Raw genomic sequence first — 14,553 nt, 5'->3', positions numbered from 1 at the left:
ATCAGGCATCGACAGCCTGATCGCGGCCCCGCTCGAAAGCGCGGTCGAGGCCCGCGGACAGGGCCTCGAAGGTCTCCCCGACGAGTCGGTAGTAAGCCCACCTCCCGCGCTGCTGGCGAGCCATCAACCCGGCCTCGACGAGCACACGCATGTGGTGGGAGACCGTCGGCTGACTCAGGCCGACCGGGCCGGTCAGATCGCAGATGCAGGCCTCGGCGCTTTCGGCCGCGGCGATCAGCGACACGAGCCGCACCCTGGTCGGATCGCCGAGCGCCTTGAACACGCGGGCCAGTCGCCGAGCCGATGGCTCGTCGAGCGCACCTTCGGCCAGCGACGTCGCGCAGCCGTCGATCCTCGCTGGCGTGATCACCGGTTCGGGGGGCTCGCGCATCCCGCGATGGTACGCCACACATTGACGGGCGTCGATGGATAACGCAGGATTGTCGCATCGATGATCGTCAATAGATTGAGCGGAGCGACAGGAGGAGCCATGGCCAGGACCGGCAACGCGACCCGGGAACAGGTCCGCGCGCGCTACGCCGCCGCGGCGACCGCCGTGACCCGCGGTGACAGCGACGCGTCGGCGTCAGTTGATGCGGACTGCTGCGGACCGGCCGGCGCCGCTCCCACCGACGAGGTGTTCGGCGCGTCCTTGTACGGCACGGACGATCGGCTCGGGCTGCCCGTCGAGGCGCTGACCGCCTCCCTGGGCTGTGGCAACCCGATGGTCGTGGCCGACCTGCACGAGGGCGAGAAGGTGCTCGATCTCGGCTCCGGCGGCGGCATTGACGTACTGCTATCGGCGCGCCGGGTCGGTCCCCGGGGGTACGCCTACGGCGTCGACATGACCGACGAGATGCTCGAACTGGCCAATGCAAACAAGGCCAGAGCCGGCGCGACCAATGTCGAGTTCCTCAGGGGCACGATCGAGGATGTCCCGCTCCCCGACGGCGCGGTCGATGTGGTGATCTCCAACTGCGTGATCAATCTCTCCACCGACAAGCCCGCCGTGCTCGGCGAAATGCACCGGGTCCTCGCGCCGGGCGGGCGGATCGGCATCGCCGATGTCGTCGCCGAGGACCACCTCACGCCGGCGGACCGCGCCGAACGCGGATCGTTCATCGGCTGCATCGCCGGCGCCCTGTCGCGTCGCGAGTATCTCGACGGGTTGGCCGCCGCCGGCTTCGTCGACGCCGAGGTCTCGTTCATCCACGAGGCAGCCCCGGGCATGCACTCGGCGCTCATCCGAGCCAGGAAGCCCGCACCCGAAGAGCCGCCAGCGTGACCCGGACGGTCAACGGGGGCCCGGCTGCTCCCCCGGATCGAGCCGTGGGCCCTCTACGGGCTCTTGTTCACCATCGTCATCCTGTTCGCGCTGCAGGGCGAACAGATCACATCCCGTCTGCTCGATGTGGCCAGGATCGCGCTGCCGCTGTTGGCGTACTTCGTCGTGATGTGGGGCGGCGGGTTCGCCCTCGGCCGGATCCTCGCGCTGCGGTACGCCAGATCGACGACCCCCGCCTTCACCGCCGCGGGCAACAACTTCGAACTGACCATCGCGGTCGCCATCGAGTCGTCCATGTGGCGCTCACCCTGCGCAAGCGTTACCACCGGCCGGCCGACCGACGCCGGCCGGACCAGGAGCTCCGATGACTGACCAGCGCCCCGCCGTCCTGTTCGTGTGCGTGCACAATGCCGGGCGCTCACAGATGGCCGCCGGATGGTTGGCCAGGCTTGCCGGTGATCGCATCCACATCTTCTCCGCCGGTACCGAACCGGCCGATCAGGTCAATTCGATCGCTGTGGCGGCGATGAGCGAGGTCGGCATCGACATCGCAGCCAACCAGCCACGCCGGCTGACCCCCGAGTTGGTCGAGGGCGTCGATGTCGTCGTCACCATGGGCTGCGGGGACACCTGCCCGTACTTCCCCGGAAAGCGATACGTGGACTGGCCGCTGGCCGATCCCGCGGGACGACCGCTGGAGGTGGTCCGCCAGGTCCGGGATGAAATACGGGGGCGGGTCGAGTCGCTGGTCGCGAGTCTGCTCGAGGTCTGATCAGCGCTCCGGCGGTCGTACCCCGCGGCCCTGCGCAACCTCAGGCTCTGCCACGGTACGCGTCGCGCAGCGCCCGCCCCGTGGCCGTGTCGCCGATGCCATCGACGAGCCCGGAGTAGAGCACCTGTCCGCCGTGACGACCGGGCCCGGGACCGAGGTCGATCAACCAGTCGGCGACGCGGATCACCTCGAGGTTGTGCTCGATGACGACGACGGTGTGGCCGTGGCCGACCAGGTCGTCGAGCACCGCGACGAGTCGCGCGATATCGCTGAGATGCAGGCCCGTCGTCGGTTCGTCGAGAAGGTAGACACTCTGCTCTGTCGCGTCCCTGAGCTCCTTGGCGATCTTCACTCGCTGCGCCTCACCGCCGGAGAGCGTGTTCAGCGGTTGCCCGAGCGCGAGATAACCCAGCCCGACCCGGTCGAGGTGGGCGAGCCGCGACCGGATCGCGGGAGCGTCGAGCCGGTCGATCGCATCGGTGATGCTCAGTCGCTCGATGTCGGCGATCGAGAGCCCGTCGATGGTGTGGGCACGCGCCTCGGCGGTGAACTTCGTACCCTGGCAGGTAGGGCAGGTCGTCTCCTGCCCGTCCATGAACGCGAGATCGGTGTAGATGATCCCGAGCCCCTTGCATGCCGGACAGCCGCCTTCCGAATTGGCGCTGAACAGGCCCTCGGGCGCGCCGGTGATCCTCGCGAAGTGCCTGCGCAGGATCTGTGCGATGCCGACGTAGGTGATCGGAGTCGATCGGCGATTCGGCGACACCGGCTTCTGGTCGATCGTGATCGCGCCGTGCTGCGCGACGATCTCGGCGGCGAGACTCGACTTCCCCGACCCGGCGACCCCGGTGAGGACGGTCAGCACTCCCAGCGGCAGGTCGACCGTCACGTCGTCAAGGTTGTTCGTTCTCGCGTTGGCGATCGTCACCCGACCGGCCGGCTTCCTGGGCGTCGGCACCGTCGGCGCCTGAGCCCTGAGGGCTCGGCCGGTCGGTCCGTCGGAACGGACGAGGTCGTCGAAGCTTCCCTGGAAGATGAGGCGTCCACCCGCGCTCCCGGGGCCGGGGCCGATCTCGATGATCTCGTCTGCCCGCGCCATCACGGCGGGATCGTGCTCGACGACGAGGACGGTGTTACCACGGTCACGGAGCCTGCCGAGCAACTCGATCATGGCGTCGACGTCGTGCGGATGCAGGCCCACGGTCGGTTCGTCGAAGACGTAGAGCATCTCGACCAGGCTCGAGCCGAGATGCTTGACCGCTTTGATGCGCTGCGACTCGCCGCCGGACAGGGACGACGTGGCGCGGGCGAGGTGGAGATATCCGAGTCCGATCGTCTCCATTGCTTCGAGCCGGTCGAGCAGGGCGGTGACGACGCTGCGTACCTCGGGCCGCTGCATCCGGGCGACGACGTCGCGGAGTTCGGGAATCTCGAGACCGGAGAGTTCGCCGATCGTGTAACCGTCGACCGTGGCGGTGCGCGCGGCTTCGGAGAGGCGTTCGCCGCGGCAATCGGGGCAGGTCTCCGAGTGCGTGAACTCGGCGATGGTCGCGCGCTTGTGTTCTGAGACGGTGTCGGAGGTCTGCAGGTAGATGCGCTCGAATCGCTCAACGACGCCTTCGTAGTCCGCAGGCAGGGCGTCGGAGAGGGCCGACGCGATCCGTCGGCCGTGGAGCAGTACGTCGACGTGCTCTGCCGGCCACTCGCGCAGGGGCGAGTCGACGGCGAAAACGCCGATCTCGGCGTACTTGCGGTACCAGTACTGGCCGTCCCCGAAGCCGGGCAGGACGATCGCTCGTTCGTCGAGCCGGCGATCCCGGTCGAGGAACTTCTCGACCTTGGGGCGGACGACCTCGCCGATGCCCGAGCAGGTGGGGCACATGCCGTCGGGGTCGTTGAAGGAGAACGCGGAGGACTCGCCGACGTGCGGTTCGCTGAGCCGGGAGAACAGGAGGCGCAGATACGTCCAGGCGTCGGTGATCGTGCCGACGGTCGAGCGCGCGTTGCCGCCGATCCGTCGCTGGTCGATGACGATGACCGGCGAGAGCCCGTCGATGCTTCCGACCTCGGGTCGCGTCCACTTCGGCAGGCGATTGCGGGTGAACGGCGGGTAGGTCTCGTTGAGTTCGGCGCCCGCCTCGGCCGCGATGGTGTCGAAGATCAACGACGACTTGCCCGAACCGGAGACGCCGGCGATGACGACGAGACGGTTCCTGCGGATGTCGATGTCGAGGCGGTCGAGGTTGTTGGTCGTGGCTTGACGCACCCTGATGGCTCGCTCGGTCATGCTCGCCGACGCTAGGACCAGATCCGGCCGGATCCTGACCGCAATTCGTGTCATCCTCGAGCATGGCCGATGTCACTCGGCGGATGCTCGATCTGCTCGCCCTGCTGCAGACGAGGCGTCGCTACACGGGCGCCGAACTCGTCGCGCGGCTCGGGGTGAGCGAGCGGACCGTACGCCGGGACGTCGATCGGCTTCGTGAGTACGGATACCCCGTCGACGCCGCTCCCGGGCCCGGCGGCCACTACGGGTTGGCCGCGGGCCGAGCGATTCCGCCGCTGATCTTCGACGACGACGAGGCGATCGCGATCATGCTCGCGCTGGCCGCGAACGCGAACGCCGATCAGGGTCGCCCCGGCAGCATCGGTGACGCGATGTCGCGGGCGTACGGGAAGCTGGACCAGGTGCTGCCCCCGCGCCTGGCGATGAACGCGGCCACGGTCCGGGCGAGTGTGGAGGCGGACGCGCTTCGCGCACCGACGATCGCCATCGCCGACATCACGCGCATCGCCACGGCGATCCACGAACGCCGAGAACTCGGGTTCGACTATCGCCGGGGCGAGCGGGCCACCCGGCGCCGGGTCCACCCGCACCGCCAGGTGCACCACCTGATGCGCTGGTACCTCGTTGCGTGGGAATCCGACAAGGGAAGCTGGCGGGTGTTTCGCACGGATCGGATGAGCAACCTCGACGTGCGTACCGCAGGGTTCGAGCCACGCGAGCTGCCGGAGGAAGCGGCCCTCGACCGGGTGAAGGCGGCGGTCAAACGATCGAGCCGCAAGGCGGTCGTGACGGTCGCGACCTCTGTCGATGAGGTAGCCGCCGCGCTCCCCTTTCAGTCGATGGACGTCGAGGCACTGGGCGCACAGCGGACTCGTGTGACGCTGCGGTGCGACGACTGGCGCTGGCTCCTGTTCCACCTCAGCCACCTGGAGTGCGCCTTCACCATCGACGAGCCCACCGCGTGGGCCGAGGCGATCGAGCGCTTCGCCGCGTCGGTGGCCAGCCGTCGGCGCCGCGGCGAGGATGTGGTCGGAGGCGTACGCCGGTCCGACCTCGGCCGATCGCGCCGTGTCGACTCGGGCCGACCGGCACTCGACCCGTGATCACTTTGTGGTCATTCCCACCCCATGAGGTGACCACAAAGTGATCACGGCATGCTGTACACGACCGGGAGCGGGCTGTCGAGACGCTCGACCGTCGTTTCATTGCCGCCCGAGACTGATCTCGCCGAGCCGGCACTAGGCCGCTGGATGGACCTGCAGCCCCAGATCCTTGGCGGCCGCAGCCAGGCGGGCGTCGTAGGTGACGAGGGCCTCGACATCAAGTCGGATCGACGCCGCCAGATGCAGAGCGTCGAGCGACCGCAACGCGTGGCCCGGCAGCAGCCCTGCCTCCCGATAGATGCTCGGTGGAAGGTCGTGGAGGTCGACGCGGGCGAGGATCGCCGATACGTCGCCCTGAGGGAGTTCGTGTCGAGCCGCGAACCGCCGCAGCTCGGTTTCGAGCAGGTGTGTGGCGAGAAGGTTGCGGTCCTCACCGTCGGCCCACGCCGCCAGGGAGGCGCTCTCGGCCTCCTCGACCAGCAGCTTTGCTGCCGCTGAAGTGTCGAGGTAGAAGCGGCTCAACGCTCACCTCTGAGGTCATCGATGGTTTCCGCGCTGGGTGTGGCGATCGAGTGCCGGGTCAGCCGTGAGAATCCGCCACGAGTCGACGCCGGACGATGCAGCGGCAGATCAGGAGTGGCTTCGGTGATCGGCACCAGCCGCGCGACCGGCTTGCCGCGGCTCGTCACGGTGTAGGTCTCGCCGGCTTCGACTGCATGCAGGACTTCGCCGCTGTGATTGCGCAGGTCGCGATGACTGACGGTGGTCGCCATTCAGTGATCGTAGCACCTGTAGCATCTCCGGGCCCGGCTCAACGGAAGCCAGTCGCCACCCGACCCGCCAGTGGTCGTAGCACGACCGTGCTGTCCTCATCGCCGTGCGGCGACGACCCGTGCGCTCATCGCTTCGCCGTCCCATCCACACGGGAGTCGCCCATGACGAGCACCTTGCGGTTCTGATGATCGCTGTACTGAGCGACGATCTCCTTCCCGGAGTCCGCAATGTCTGCCATCAAGCGCCCCAGCGCGCCAGGCACATCGGCGTCGAGCGGAGCGAGAACTGCCGAACGCACTTCGACGGCCGCGTACCCGGCCGTGGTCAGTGCCGCGCGTGCCGCGACCCCGTCGTCCACGAGGTAGTGGGCGACGCCCTCCCACATCCCGCCGCCTTCGAGGCCGATGCCCGCCTGACCCAGAACCGAAGCGAGGTCGGCGAGATCCCTGGCCGACCGAACACCTCGAACGCAGACGTCCTTCATCCGAAGATCACGATCTTGGGGATCACCCGGACCTCACTTCGCAGGGAGTTCGCGATGTAGCACCGCTCATGCGCCACATGCACCAGGTCCTCAACAGCATCCCCGTCCGCGCCGCGCACTTGAATGACCGGCCGCAGCTCAATGTCGGTGATGGACATCTGACCATCCCGCAGCGGCATCCTGCCGCGCGCCAAGTCCTCGTACCCGACGACATCCACCCCGGCCCGCGCTGCCGAGGCGAGGAACGACAGCATCTGGCACGAGCTCGCCGCCACGACCAGCAGCTGCTCCGGGTTGGTGAGGTCCGCATCGCCCCGGAACGCCGCATCAGCACTCATCGTCAGGTCTGAGGCTCCCGCGAGCGACGCCGTGTGCGTACGGGAGAAAGACCGATAGCCCCCACGCGTGGTGCCGGACCAGTTGATCGCTGCCGTGTACTCGTGTTCAGCCACGCCATGACGGTAGGGGTGAAACACTTCGGCCTCCGTCGAAGGAACTCTGCGTCAGGACGACGAAGCGTCACTGATCACGAAGACGGGTGGGTACGCGCCGGACCACGTTACTCACACGTTGAAGCGGAACTTCACCGCGCGCCCGCGGAAAGAAGCATCTGCCGACGCGGGCCCGCACGCTCACGCCCTCCAGGACATTCCGGCGGGTACTCGAGGCTAAGCTCGGCCAGGCAACCTTTCTGGTCGAACCAGCCGGGCATCGAGATGGCCGGCTTCTAGCCAGCAACCTCGGGCGTGCTTATAGCAGTCATCCATACTCAATTGCCAAGTGCCGGGTCGGTGAGGTTGGTGGGCGAGCGGACGAGGGCATCATAGAATAATGGACGCCGACGACGATCTCTATTGGCAGGACGACCAGAACTCATTTCGGTTCGCGCCGGACATCTCGCACACGGACTTGCTGAAAGTGGCCGACTTCGCCGAGGAGCTCGGTTACGACCTGAGATGGCAGGAACGGGGCTACACGCTGGAGGAGGTGCAGAAGCGACTACGCAATGATGGACCAAGCGCCTTCCTCCGGGTTGCGCGGGTACAGGAGGATGTTTCTCCCAAGGCTCCCCCGGAGCAGACAGCCCAGTACATCGCTGAACGCTTGAGGCGGCTGGACCCGCAGGACGAGCTACTCATCACCGATCCTTACCTGTTCACAAACAGCGCCAAGAAGGACCTCGAGGACTACGCGCAGTCAGTGGCCGACCTCATCACGCCGCTCCTCGCGAGTGGTGCCAAGCTAGTCACGATAGTCGATGGAGACCAGACGCACCCTGACGTCCGCGACGCCGTGCTGGCCGAACTCGCGGCGAAACGCGCTGACACGGACGTCCAGGTGGTGCAGTCCAAGGACTTCCATGACCGTTTCTGGATCGCCGACCGCAGTCGCGGCGCGATCATCGGCACATCGCTGTACAAGATCGGCCGAAAGATCTTTTTCATTGATGCCCTGAGCGAAAGGGATGTCGCTGCTGTGCTTAGAGAAACGGACGCGGCATTGGATTTCATAGAACAAGGCAAGCAAGTCAATGAAGGCGGCGAACTCACACGTTGAACCGGAACCCCACCACGTCGCCACACGAAGAACCATCTGGGGTCGAATCAACCAGCAGTGGAAGCACTGACGGACGTGGAGGGCCTAGGCGATTTGATACGACTCGTCGCCAACCTGGACCTCGACCCGAAGCGTCCCGCCGACGGCCTCCACGTAGCGGCGCAGCGTGTCGACCTGCGTGCGCTCGATGTCGCCATGTTCGATCTTCGAGACACGCTTCTGGCTCACGGCCAGTTGTTGCGCGACGTCAGTCTGGGTGAGGTTGTGCGCCTCGCGTAGTTCCCGCAGCCGGTAGGCGCGCACCTCGGCGCGAATTCGTGCTTCGTGAGCCGCGACCTTCTCCGGGTCAGCAGGTCGCTTGGCGAGCAGGTCATCGAGGGTCTTGGCCATGTCACTCACCTTCCTTTGAGTCGTCGCAGATGTTCGTCGTATCTGCCATCGGCGATCGGAATGTTCTTGCGGTACCACTTCTGCCACTGACCCTGCTTGTCACCACCGAGCAGCAGGATCGCTCGTCGCTTCGGGTCGAAGACGAACAGGATCCGCATCTCGCTGCGGCCGGATGACCCGGGGCGCAGCTCCTTCATGTTCTTGTGCCGCGACGCCTGGATCGTGTCGACGAGCGGTCGCCCGAGTGCCGGACCGTCGCTCGCCAGCACCTGCAGGGCCGCGATCACCTGTGCGTAGGAGTCGTCGTCGAGCCCGAGCAGCCACTCCTCCACGAGGTCGCTGTCGATCTCCCACACGACACGAGGATACAACTCACGCATTCTAGAACTCAAGAGGTATGTTCGAACCTGCGAGTTCCGCCTGCAACGACACCTCGATCACGAAGACCCCGCAAAGATCATGAAGACCCCGCAAACTCCACCGTAGTCTGGGTAGCGTCCGCACTATGCAAACAGCTACCGACGAGGACGGTGATCACCGCCTGGTCATCGACGACCTCGACGGCGTGATCACCCGGAGGGATACGTTCACCGCCCTGGTCATCCGCCGCTTGCGTCGGGCACCATTGCGGCTGCTGCGGGCCACCATGGCGGCGATGCCCATGCTCCGAGGCGACGTAGCCACTCGGCACGAAGCTGCGCAGCGAGTCGCGGAGATAGCTATGACCGGCTTGCGCGAGCGGGAGTACATCGCCGAAGCCCGGGCATTCGGGAAGCGAATCGCAGGCGACCCGTGTTGGATTCGCCCTTGGGCCGTGGACCGACTACGGCGTCAACACGCCAAGGGTGCGCGCATCGTTGTCGCCACGGCCACCGAGCGCTCCCTCGCTGCAGCCTTGCTCGACCATGCCGCGGTGCCGTATGAGTAGCCGACCACCGGGTCGGCACGCGGAAGATGGAAGCACTCCACGAAATGGGCGTATCCATCGAGGACGCCGAGTTCGTCACCGACTCCACAACCGATCTGCCGACGGCGCAGGTGGCGGCGCGAGTTGTTCTCATCGGCGCATCCACGCGTGCGCACGACAAGTTCCTCCGGTCGGGCGTGAGGTTGAGCTAGCTCGTAAAACATCGCGCAACGCAGGCTGCGCTCAGACTCATCGAGAGCGACTCTCGGGCCCACAGCTCATCGAGACTCAAGAGATCCTTGGACATTGCCGACCGAAGCCTCGTGCCTCGCCGCAAGATGTCAGTTTGAGAATCTGAACTCGACCACATGCCCACACGCAGGGCAGTCTGCTCGGTCCGACTACGAAAGGTACCTGCCCTTTCCGCTTCCGAACGTCACGCCTGACCCTCGTGTACTTGCGGCGCGAACAGCGGCTCACCGTCGAAGTCCATGTTGACGATTCCCCCCACCGGTTTGATGTTGATGAGATCCGGTTCAGGCAACTCGGCAAGGACGAAGCGCTCGTCCTCAGGGTGGTGAAAGACGTACTCGCGGGCCGACTGCGCCGTGTGCTGGTTGAACAGCTTCTCCATTACTGTGGTCCCGGACTGGATTTGGTCGATCCGTCCAGCAAGCACCATCTCGCGGACCTGCTGGACGCGCGGATCGTCCGCTTCGAAACCTTCCAACATCGCCATGGGGTCACTCATGAGCAGCCCCAGCTTGCGCGTTAACGGGAACGTGACGCCCCATGCCGTCGCAAAACCGACTCCCTCCCACGGCTGGTCGTTCGGTCGGCGCACCAGGCTGACCGGAGCATCCGACGTGATGAGGGAGCGCCGGTCGAAGCGAACGAGTGTCCAGGGGCGGGTGGCGAGGTAAGGCGTCAGCTCGATCGCGGTCTCGACCGTGTTCTGGATGTGAGCCAGGTTGGAAAAACTGATCGGCGGTCCACCAGGTTGGGTGGCCTCGTCCCAGATCCGATCCTCTTGCTCGGGCGTCGGGTCGATTCCGAAATTGTCACGGATCCAGGCACCGACATTCTTGCGGCCACCGGCACCCACCTCCAGCCCGACCATGGTCGTGCGCAGATGCTCGGTCGTCCTCCGGGTGTCCGGCCCGCGCACGCTCTGCAACGCCGTGTAGTGGGCGAAGGCCCACCTGTTCTCCTCGGAGGGGGGAAACTCACCGTTGGCGAAGCCCCTGATGATGCCAAGAGCTTGGCCCTCGACGTCGCTCAGCGCTTTCTCGAACGCATCCGGCTCATCGAACTCACCGACCGTGTGGAAGTGGTTCTGCGCAGCTACGTTCTTCACGCTCGGCGTGTATGGCTGCCGAGAGCGGTCGAGGGGCACGACCCTGACCCGCTCTATGTCCGTCGCGAAGCCCCGAAGGTATCCCTGCGGCACATAGTGATGCAGCTTCGCCGTGCTCCTCTTGTCAGTCATGCGCGCACCTCCTATGCGGTCGCACTAAATCGCTCTCTCCCATGCAGCCCGTACGTCGCGCGTGCGCGGCGTGCGTGTTATGGAATCGAGTTCGTGAGGAAGTGTTGACCCCTACGTCGCGCGTGCGCGGCGTGCGTCGATCTCGACGACCGCGCCTTCTTCACATCAACAGTCTTCCCGACGGCCCCGACACTCTCAGACGAATGGCCGACCTGAGCCCAGCAGCGAGCAGGGCGATCAATCAGATTCGGGGGCAACCAACCACTCGCGAGCAAGACCCGACGTGTACCTGAGTGTTGGATGATCCCGCACGATCCCTCGCTGTCGCTCCGCCGACAACCCGAGTTCGTGCAAGACGTTGAGGATCACGACTGCGGTCGTCACCTCGACGATGGCGATCAGCTCCTCGATGGAATGGTTCGGCGTCCTGCCCTCATGCGCGAGGTCATTTCGGGCCCGCGTCGTCCTCTTCGTCCAATGGTCGACGTCCGGCACAAGCTGCGCGATCGCTTCCTGATCGGGTCGCGCGGCAAGGGCGTAGAGCCGGTCCCGGAGCGTCGGATCGTTACGGATCGCCCCTTGGAAGCGGTCCCGGTGCTCATCGGGGACCTGTGCAAGCATCGCCTCGCGCATCGACGTGAACTCTGCCTTGGGGAACGGCTTCTCGTCGATGTGGAGGTTACGGTGCAGCACCTCAGCACTCCCGACTGCCGTCAGAAGATTGTTCTCTACGAATCGAGCCGGCGCGTAGCGCAAGCCCAAGATCATGTTCGTCGCTGCTTGCAGGCGGCCATGAGCCTCACACCAGCGGGGTAGGACCTCCTCGAACGGGAGCGAATCGCAAGTGAAGAACACTCGATGGTAATCGACGACCTTCGCGTCATGCTTGCCGAGTGCGGCGGGCGAGTAGAGCACATCGGCACGTCGGCGCGGCAAGGTCCGACCGTCAGGCAGCTGTAACTCGGAACCAGCTACTTCCAATCGGAGCCAGATCACCCCAGCCGCGCGATGCGTCGCTAAGGAGATCAGGTCCTGGACCAGACTCGCCTCGTGCAGAGCAACGCTCAGCGACAACGGTTCGGCCGGCGCGACGCGGATGGAGACCGTGTCCTTCACACGCCCGACAGCGTCTCCCTTGCGCTGCTCGAAGTACGGGAGCGTGTGAGTATGCACAAGGCGATACTCGGTGTCATCGACCACGACCGACTGCGCCTCGACCGGCTTCACCGAGATACGTCCGGTCCCGTCAATCTTGCCATCGGGAACGCCGACGAATACTTCGAACACTGAAGACGCCGCCCAGAGGACCAAGTCCTCGACCGAGACCTCTGCCGTAGCGAACGCCGGATCCGCATCGCCGCTGATATGCGCACCGATGATGGCAACCGTCGCGGTGACGGTCTGCTTGTCGGGGCTCGCCACCCGGGCACCGAATGTCCTCCTACTGCGGCGCGGAACGGTGCCGAGGAGGGTGATCTCGCGTTGCTCGGCACTGCCATGGATCACGTCCCATGTCCTGGTGCCCTCGTGGTACGCGGTCACCCCAGGTTTGGGGGTCGACGTGATGCGGTCCTCGAACGCGCCGATCAACGACAGTGAAAGGCCACCGTCTGCGTCGTATCGGAGGACGCCCGGGACCGTCTCGTCTGGGTCGTCCGGTAGCCACCACAGACCAGCCCACTCGCCGGCCTCATCGAGACTCAAGGGATCGTTGGACATTGCGCTCCGACAGCGCTCCTTCACTCCTCGCCGCGAGATGTCAGTTCGAAAATCTGAACTCCACCACGTCGAGATTTTTTTTTCGAAACCAAGCTTGACTGTCACAACTAGCGCAAGGTACCGAATCATGGGCGATCAACCAGCTCTTGTAGGTAAGAGCGCAGGGTGCGGATATTCCCTCCAACTTGCTCAACTTCGATCGCTCCGGATAGAGTCTCGCGCTTGCGATTGAGTGGAGGATCCGTGATCAGAATTGCGATCGCTTCCAAAGTCTCAACCATCTGTTCCGTTGTCAAATGACGCCCGCCTGCGAGCGCCACCGCTGTCGACGTCTTCTTAGGCTTTGACAATGAGTACCACGAGAACATGTCCCACCGAGCAACCAAGCGATCAGTCAAGTGATCTGCCAGTCGTTTACCAACACCGGAACTATTGGCTAGCGCCTTGCCAACGTAGATAGGCTTGAACTCCTGATAGAGAACATATATTCCTTTGGCGCTCCAAAAGTTATTCTCCCTCGTTACGCCATCGTCGCGCCAACTACCTTGGAGGTTCCTGTCCCTCCAGTCAACGGCGTCAGGGTTCCAGAACTCGCCATAACTCTTGATTATCGACATCAAGCATCCTTTGGTCGACAGCCCGAAGCAAACGAAGAGTTATCTGAAGGCTTCGTCACCCTCAACCCTGAGATCACTTCTTACCGCCAGAGGTTGCTCCGTGCCGGAACTCCACCACATCACCGTCGGCCATCACGTAGTCCTTGCCTTCCAGGCGTACCTTCCCCTTGGCCTTGGCCTCGGCCATCGACCCGGCGGCGACAAGATCATCGAAGGTGACGACCTCGGCCTTGATGAAGCCCTTCTCGAAGTCGGTGTGGATCACGCCCGCCGCCTGTGGGGCGGTCGCGCCCTTGGGGATCGTCCAGCCGCGGGACTCCTTCGGGCCGGCGGTCAGATAGCTCTGCAGGCCCAGGGTGTCGTAGCCGACGCGAGCCAGAACGTCCAGACCTGGCTCAGCGATTCCCATGTCGGAAAGGAACTCCGCGGCCTCATCGGGCTCCATCTCGGCCAGCTCGGATTCGATCTTGGCGTCCAGGAAGATCGCCTCGGCGGGCGCGACCAGCGCCTGCAGGCGCTCCTTCAGTTGATCATCGGCCAACTCGTCGGAATCAAGATTGAAGACATACAGGAACGGCTTGGCGGTGAGCAGGAACAGATCCCGCAGCGGCCCGCGGTCCAGCCCCGCCTCGAAGACGGTACGCCCGGACTCGAGCACCGCCTGCGCCTCCTTCACCGCGGCAACGGCCTCCGCCCGGTCCTTGTTGATCCGGGCCTCCTTCTCCATCCGCGGCAGCGCCCGCTCGATGGTCTGCAGGTCAGCCAGGATCAGCTCGGTCTTGATCGTCTCGATGTCCGACCCCGGATTCACCGCTCCGTCCACGTGCGTCACGTCCGGATCGGCGAAGACCCGCGTCACCTGGCAGATCGCGTCGGCCTCGCGGATGTGGGACAAGAACGCATTGCCCATCCCCTCACCCTGGCTCGCGCCGCGGACGATCCCGGCGATGTCGACGAAGGTCACGGTGGCGGGCACGATCTTCTCCGAGCCGAAGATGCCGGCCAGCACCTTCAGTCGCGGATCCGGCACCCCGACCACGCCGGTATTCGGCTCGATCGTCGCGAAGGGGTAGTTCTCCGCGAGCACGTTGTTGCGGGTCAGGGCGTTGAACAGGGTCGACTTGCCGGCATTCGGCAGGCCGACGATTCCGATGGTGAGTGCCACGCCG

Annotated in this window: 17 protein-coding genes and 1 pseudogene; 6 read left to right on the top strand and 12 right to left on the bottom strand. The window is 65.2% G+C overall.

Going from position 1 to position 14,553, the window contains the following annotated elements:
- Position 1: 1 nt before the first annotated feature.
- Entirely contained in the window at positions 2-391 is a 390-nt protein-coding gene (locus GGQ54_RS12505) for an ArsR/SmtB family transcription factor (RefSeq protein WP_179445686.1), read from the bottom strand.
- A 165-nt stretch (positions 392-556) separates the two neighbouring features.
- Between GGQ54_RS12505 and GGQ54_RS12500 the strand changes: the two genes are divergently transcribed.
- From GGQ54_RS12500 to GGQ54_RS12490, 3 genes and pseudogenes are all read left to right on the top strand, one after another.
- Positions 557-1,285, top strand: a complete 729-nt coding sequence (locus GGQ54_RS12500) for a methyltransferase domain-containing protein (RefSeq protein WP_425487421.1) — start codon at positions 557-559, stop codon at positions 1,283-1,285.
- A gap of 27 nt (positions 1,286-1,312) precedes the next feature.
- A pseudogene (locus tag GGQ54_RS12495) lies at positions 1,313-1,570 on the top strand (arsenic resistance protein); the annotation flags it as partial.
- A gap of 79 nt (positions 1,571-1,649) precedes the next feature.
- Positions 1,650-2,057 carry an arsenate reductase ArsC gene (locus tag GGQ54_RS12490; RefSeq protein ID WP_179445684.1) on the top strand — a complete coding sequence of 136 codons (408 nt, stop codon included), beginning with the start codon at positions 1,650-1,652 and terminating at the stop codon, positions 2,055-2,057.
- A 40-nt stretch (positions 2,058-2,097) separates the two neighbouring features.
- Here GGQ54_RS12490 and GGQ54_RS12485 read toward each other — a convergent pair whose 3' ends face one another.
- On the bottom strand, positions 2,098-4,344 hold the full coding sequence (locus GGQ54_RS12485; protein ID WP_179445683.1) for an ATP-binding cassette domain-containing protein: 2,247 nt from the start codon (positions 4,342-4,344) through the stop codon (positions 2,098-2,100).
- A 62-nt stretch (positions 4,345-4,406) separates the two neighbouring features.
- Between GGQ54_RS12485 and GGQ54_RS12480 the strand changes: the two genes are divergently transcribed.
- Positions 4,407-5,447, top strand: a complete 1,041-nt coding sequence (locus GGQ54_RS12480; RefSeq protein ID WP_179445682.1) for a helix-turn-helix transcriptional regulator — start codon at positions 4,407-4,409, stop codon at positions 5,445-5,447.
- A gap of 135 nt (positions 5,448-5,582) precedes the next feature.
- Here the strand turns inward: GGQ54_RS12480 and GGQ54_RS12475 are convergent, their stop codons facing one another.
- The 4 genes from GGQ54_RS12475 to GGQ54_RS17090 all read right to left on the bottom strand — a co-directional run bounded on the left by GGQ54_RS12475 (position 5,583) and on the right by GGQ54_RS17090 (position 7,157).
- Positions 5,583-5,969, bottom strand: a complete 387-nt coding sequence (locus GGQ54_RS12475; protein WP_179445681.1) for a type II toxin-antitoxin system VapC family toxin — start codon at positions 5,967-5,969, stop codon at positions 5,583-5,585.
- Positions 5,966-6,220, bottom strand: a complete 255-nt coding sequence (locus GGQ54_RS12470) for a type II toxin-antitoxin system Phd/YefM family antitoxin (protein ID WP_179445680.1) — start codon at positions 6,218-6,220, stop codon at positions 5,966-5,968. Before GGQ54_RS12470 ends, GGQ54_RS12475 begins: the two co-directional genes overlap by 4 nt.
- 125 nt (positions 6,221-6,345) lie before the next feature.
- Positions 6,346-6,705 carry an amino acid-binding protein gene (locus GGQ54_RS12465; RefSeq protein ID WP_179445679.1) on the bottom strand — a complete coding sequence of 120 codons (360 nt, stop codon included), beginning with the start codon at positions 6,703-6,705 and terminating at the stop codon, positions 6,346-6,348.
- Complete coding sequence (locus GGQ54_RS17090; RefSeq protein WP_179445678.1) at positions 6,702-7,157, bottom strand: OsmC family protein; 456 nt, start codon at positions 7,155-7,157, stop codon at positions 6,702-6,704. Before GGQ54_RS17090 ends, GGQ54_RS12465 begins: the two co-directional genes overlap by 4 nt.
- 379 nt (positions 7,158-7,536) lie before the next feature.
- Between GGQ54_RS17090 and GGQ54_RS12455 the strand changes: the two genes are divergently transcribed.
- Entirely contained in the window at positions 7,537-8,262 is a 726-nt protein-coding gene (locus GGQ54_RS12455) for a hypothetical protein (protein ID WP_179445677.1), read from the top strand.
- An 84-nt stretch (positions 8,263-8,346) separates the two neighbouring features.
- On the opposite strand, the gene GGQ54_RS12450 is transcribed toward GGQ54_RS12455, so the two are convergent.
- Positions 8,347-8,652, bottom strand: a complete 306-nt coding sequence (locus GGQ54_RS12450) for an XRE family transcriptional regulator (protein ID WP_179445676.1) — start codon at positions 8,650-8,652, stop codon at positions 8,347-8,349.
- Positions 8,653-8,657: 5 nt separating this feature from the next.
- Positions 8,658-9,008 carry a type II toxin-antitoxin system RelE/ParE family toxin gene (locus GGQ54_RS12445; protein ID WP_343045951.1) on the bottom strand — a complete coding sequence of 117 codons (351 nt, stop codon included), beginning with the start codon at positions 9,006-9,008 and terminating at the stop codon, positions 8,658-8,660.
- Positions 9,009-9,157: 149 nt separating this feature from the next.
- Between GGQ54_RS12445 and GGQ54_RS12440 the strand changes: the two genes are divergently transcribed.
- Positions 9,158-9,580 (top strand): haloacid dehalogenase-like hydrolase, encoded by a 423-nt coding sequence (locus tag GGQ54_RS12440; protein WP_218843860.1) that lies wholly within the window; start codon positions 9,158-9,160, stop codon positions 9,578-9,580.
- A gap of 415 nt (positions 9,581-9,995) precedes the next feature.
- On the opposite strand, the gene GGQ54_RS12435 is transcribed toward GGQ54_RS12440, so the two are convergent.
- The 4 genes from GGQ54_RS12435 to ychF form a co-directional block, all read right to left on the bottom strand.
- Positions 9,996-11,048, bottom strand: coding sequence for a DUF4238 domain-containing protein (locus GGQ54_RS12435; protein WP_179445674.1), 1,053 nt, complete (start codon positions 11,046-11,048; stop codon positions 9,996-9,998).
- A gap of 237 nt (positions 11,049-11,285) precedes the next feature.
- Positions 11,286-12,767: an ApeA N-terminal domain 1-containing protein gene (locus GGQ54_RS12430; protein WP_179445673.1), complete on the bottom strand. Its 1,482-nt coding sequence runs from the start codon at positions 12,765-12,767 to the stop codon at positions 11,286-11,288.
- Positions 12,768-12,892: 125 nt separating this feature from the next.
- Positions 12,893-13,384, bottom strand: coding sequence for a GIY-YIG nuclease family protein (locus tag GGQ54_RS12425; protein ID WP_179445672.1), 492 nt, complete (start codon positions 13,382-13,384; stop codon positions 12,893-12,895).
- Positions 13,385-13,457: 73 nt separating this feature from the next.
- Positions 13,458-14,549, bottom strand: a complete 1,092-nt coding sequence (gene ychF, locus GGQ54_RS12420) for a redox-regulated ATPase YchF (RefSeq protein WP_179445671.1) — start codon at positions 14,547-14,549, stop codon at positions 13,458-13,460.
- Between the last annotated feature and the right edge of the window lie 4 nt (positions 14,550-14,553).

It is taken from the genome of Naumannella cuiyingiana (assembly GCF_013408305.1).
In the GTDB taxonomy this organism is placed as follows: Bacteria; Actinomycetota; Actinomycetes; order Propionibacteriales; family Propionibacteriaceae; genus Naumannella; species Naumannella cuiyingiana.
The sequence above is the reverse complement of the archived record's forward strand: the minus strand, read 5'-3'. Positions and strand labels throughout refer to the sequence as shown.

What these genes read in the sequence shown, in the direction of transcription:
- GGQ54_RS12455 (WP_179445677.1), top strand. Translation starts at nt 7,537, where the DNA reads ATGGACGCCGACGACGATCTCTATTGGCAGGACGACCAGAACTCATTT.
- GGQ54_RS12430 (WP_179445673.1), bottom strand. Translation starts at nt 12,767, where the DNA reads ATGTCCAACGATCCCTTGAGTCTCGATGAGGCCGGCGAGTGGGCTGGT.
- GGQ54_RS12465 (WP_179445679.1), bottom strand. Translation starts at nt 6,705, where the DNA reads ATGAAGGACGTCTGCGTTCGAGGTGTTCGGTCGGCCAGGGATCTCGCC.
- GGQ54_RS12490 (WP_179445684.1), top strand. Translation starts at nt 1,650, where the DNA reads ATGACTGACCAGCGCCCCGCCGTCCTGTTCGTGTGCGTGCACAATGCC.
- GGQ54_RS12425 (WP_179445672.1), bottom strand. Translation starts at nt 13,384, where the DNA reads ATGTCGATAATCAAGAGTTATGGCGAGTTCTGGAACCCTGACGCCGTT.
- GGQ54_RS12505 (WP_179445686.1), bottom strand. Translation starts at nt 391, where the DNA reads ATGCGCGAGCCCCCCGAACCGGTGATCACGCCAGCGAGGATCGACGGC.
- GGQ54_RS12485 (WP_179445683.1), bottom strand. Translation starts at nt 4,344, where the DNA reads ATGACCGAGCGAGCCATCAGGGTGCGTCAAGCCACGACCAACAACCTC.
- GGQ54_RS12480 (WP_179445682.1), top strand. Translation starts at nt 4,407, where the DNA reads ATGGCCGATGTCACTCGGCGGATGCTCGATCTGCTCGCCCTGCTGCAG.
- GGQ54_RS12440 (WP_218843860.1), top strand. Translation starts at nt 9,158, where the DNA reads ATGCAAACAGCTACCGACGAGGACGGTGATCACCGCCTGGTCATCGAC.
- GGQ54_RS12450 (WP_179445676.1), bottom strand. Translation starts at nt 8,652, where the DNA reads ATGGCCAAGACCCTCGATGACCTGCTCGCCAAGCGACCTGCTGACCCG.
- GGQ54_RS12470 (WP_179445680.1), bottom strand. Translation starts at nt 6,220, where the DNA reads ATGGCGACCACCGTCAGTCATCGCGACCTGCGCAATCACAGCGGCGAA.
- GGQ54_RS12435 (WP_179445674.1), bottom strand. Translation starts at nt 11,048, where the DNA reads ATGACTGACAAGAGGAGCACGGCGAAGCTGCATCACTATGTGCCGCAG.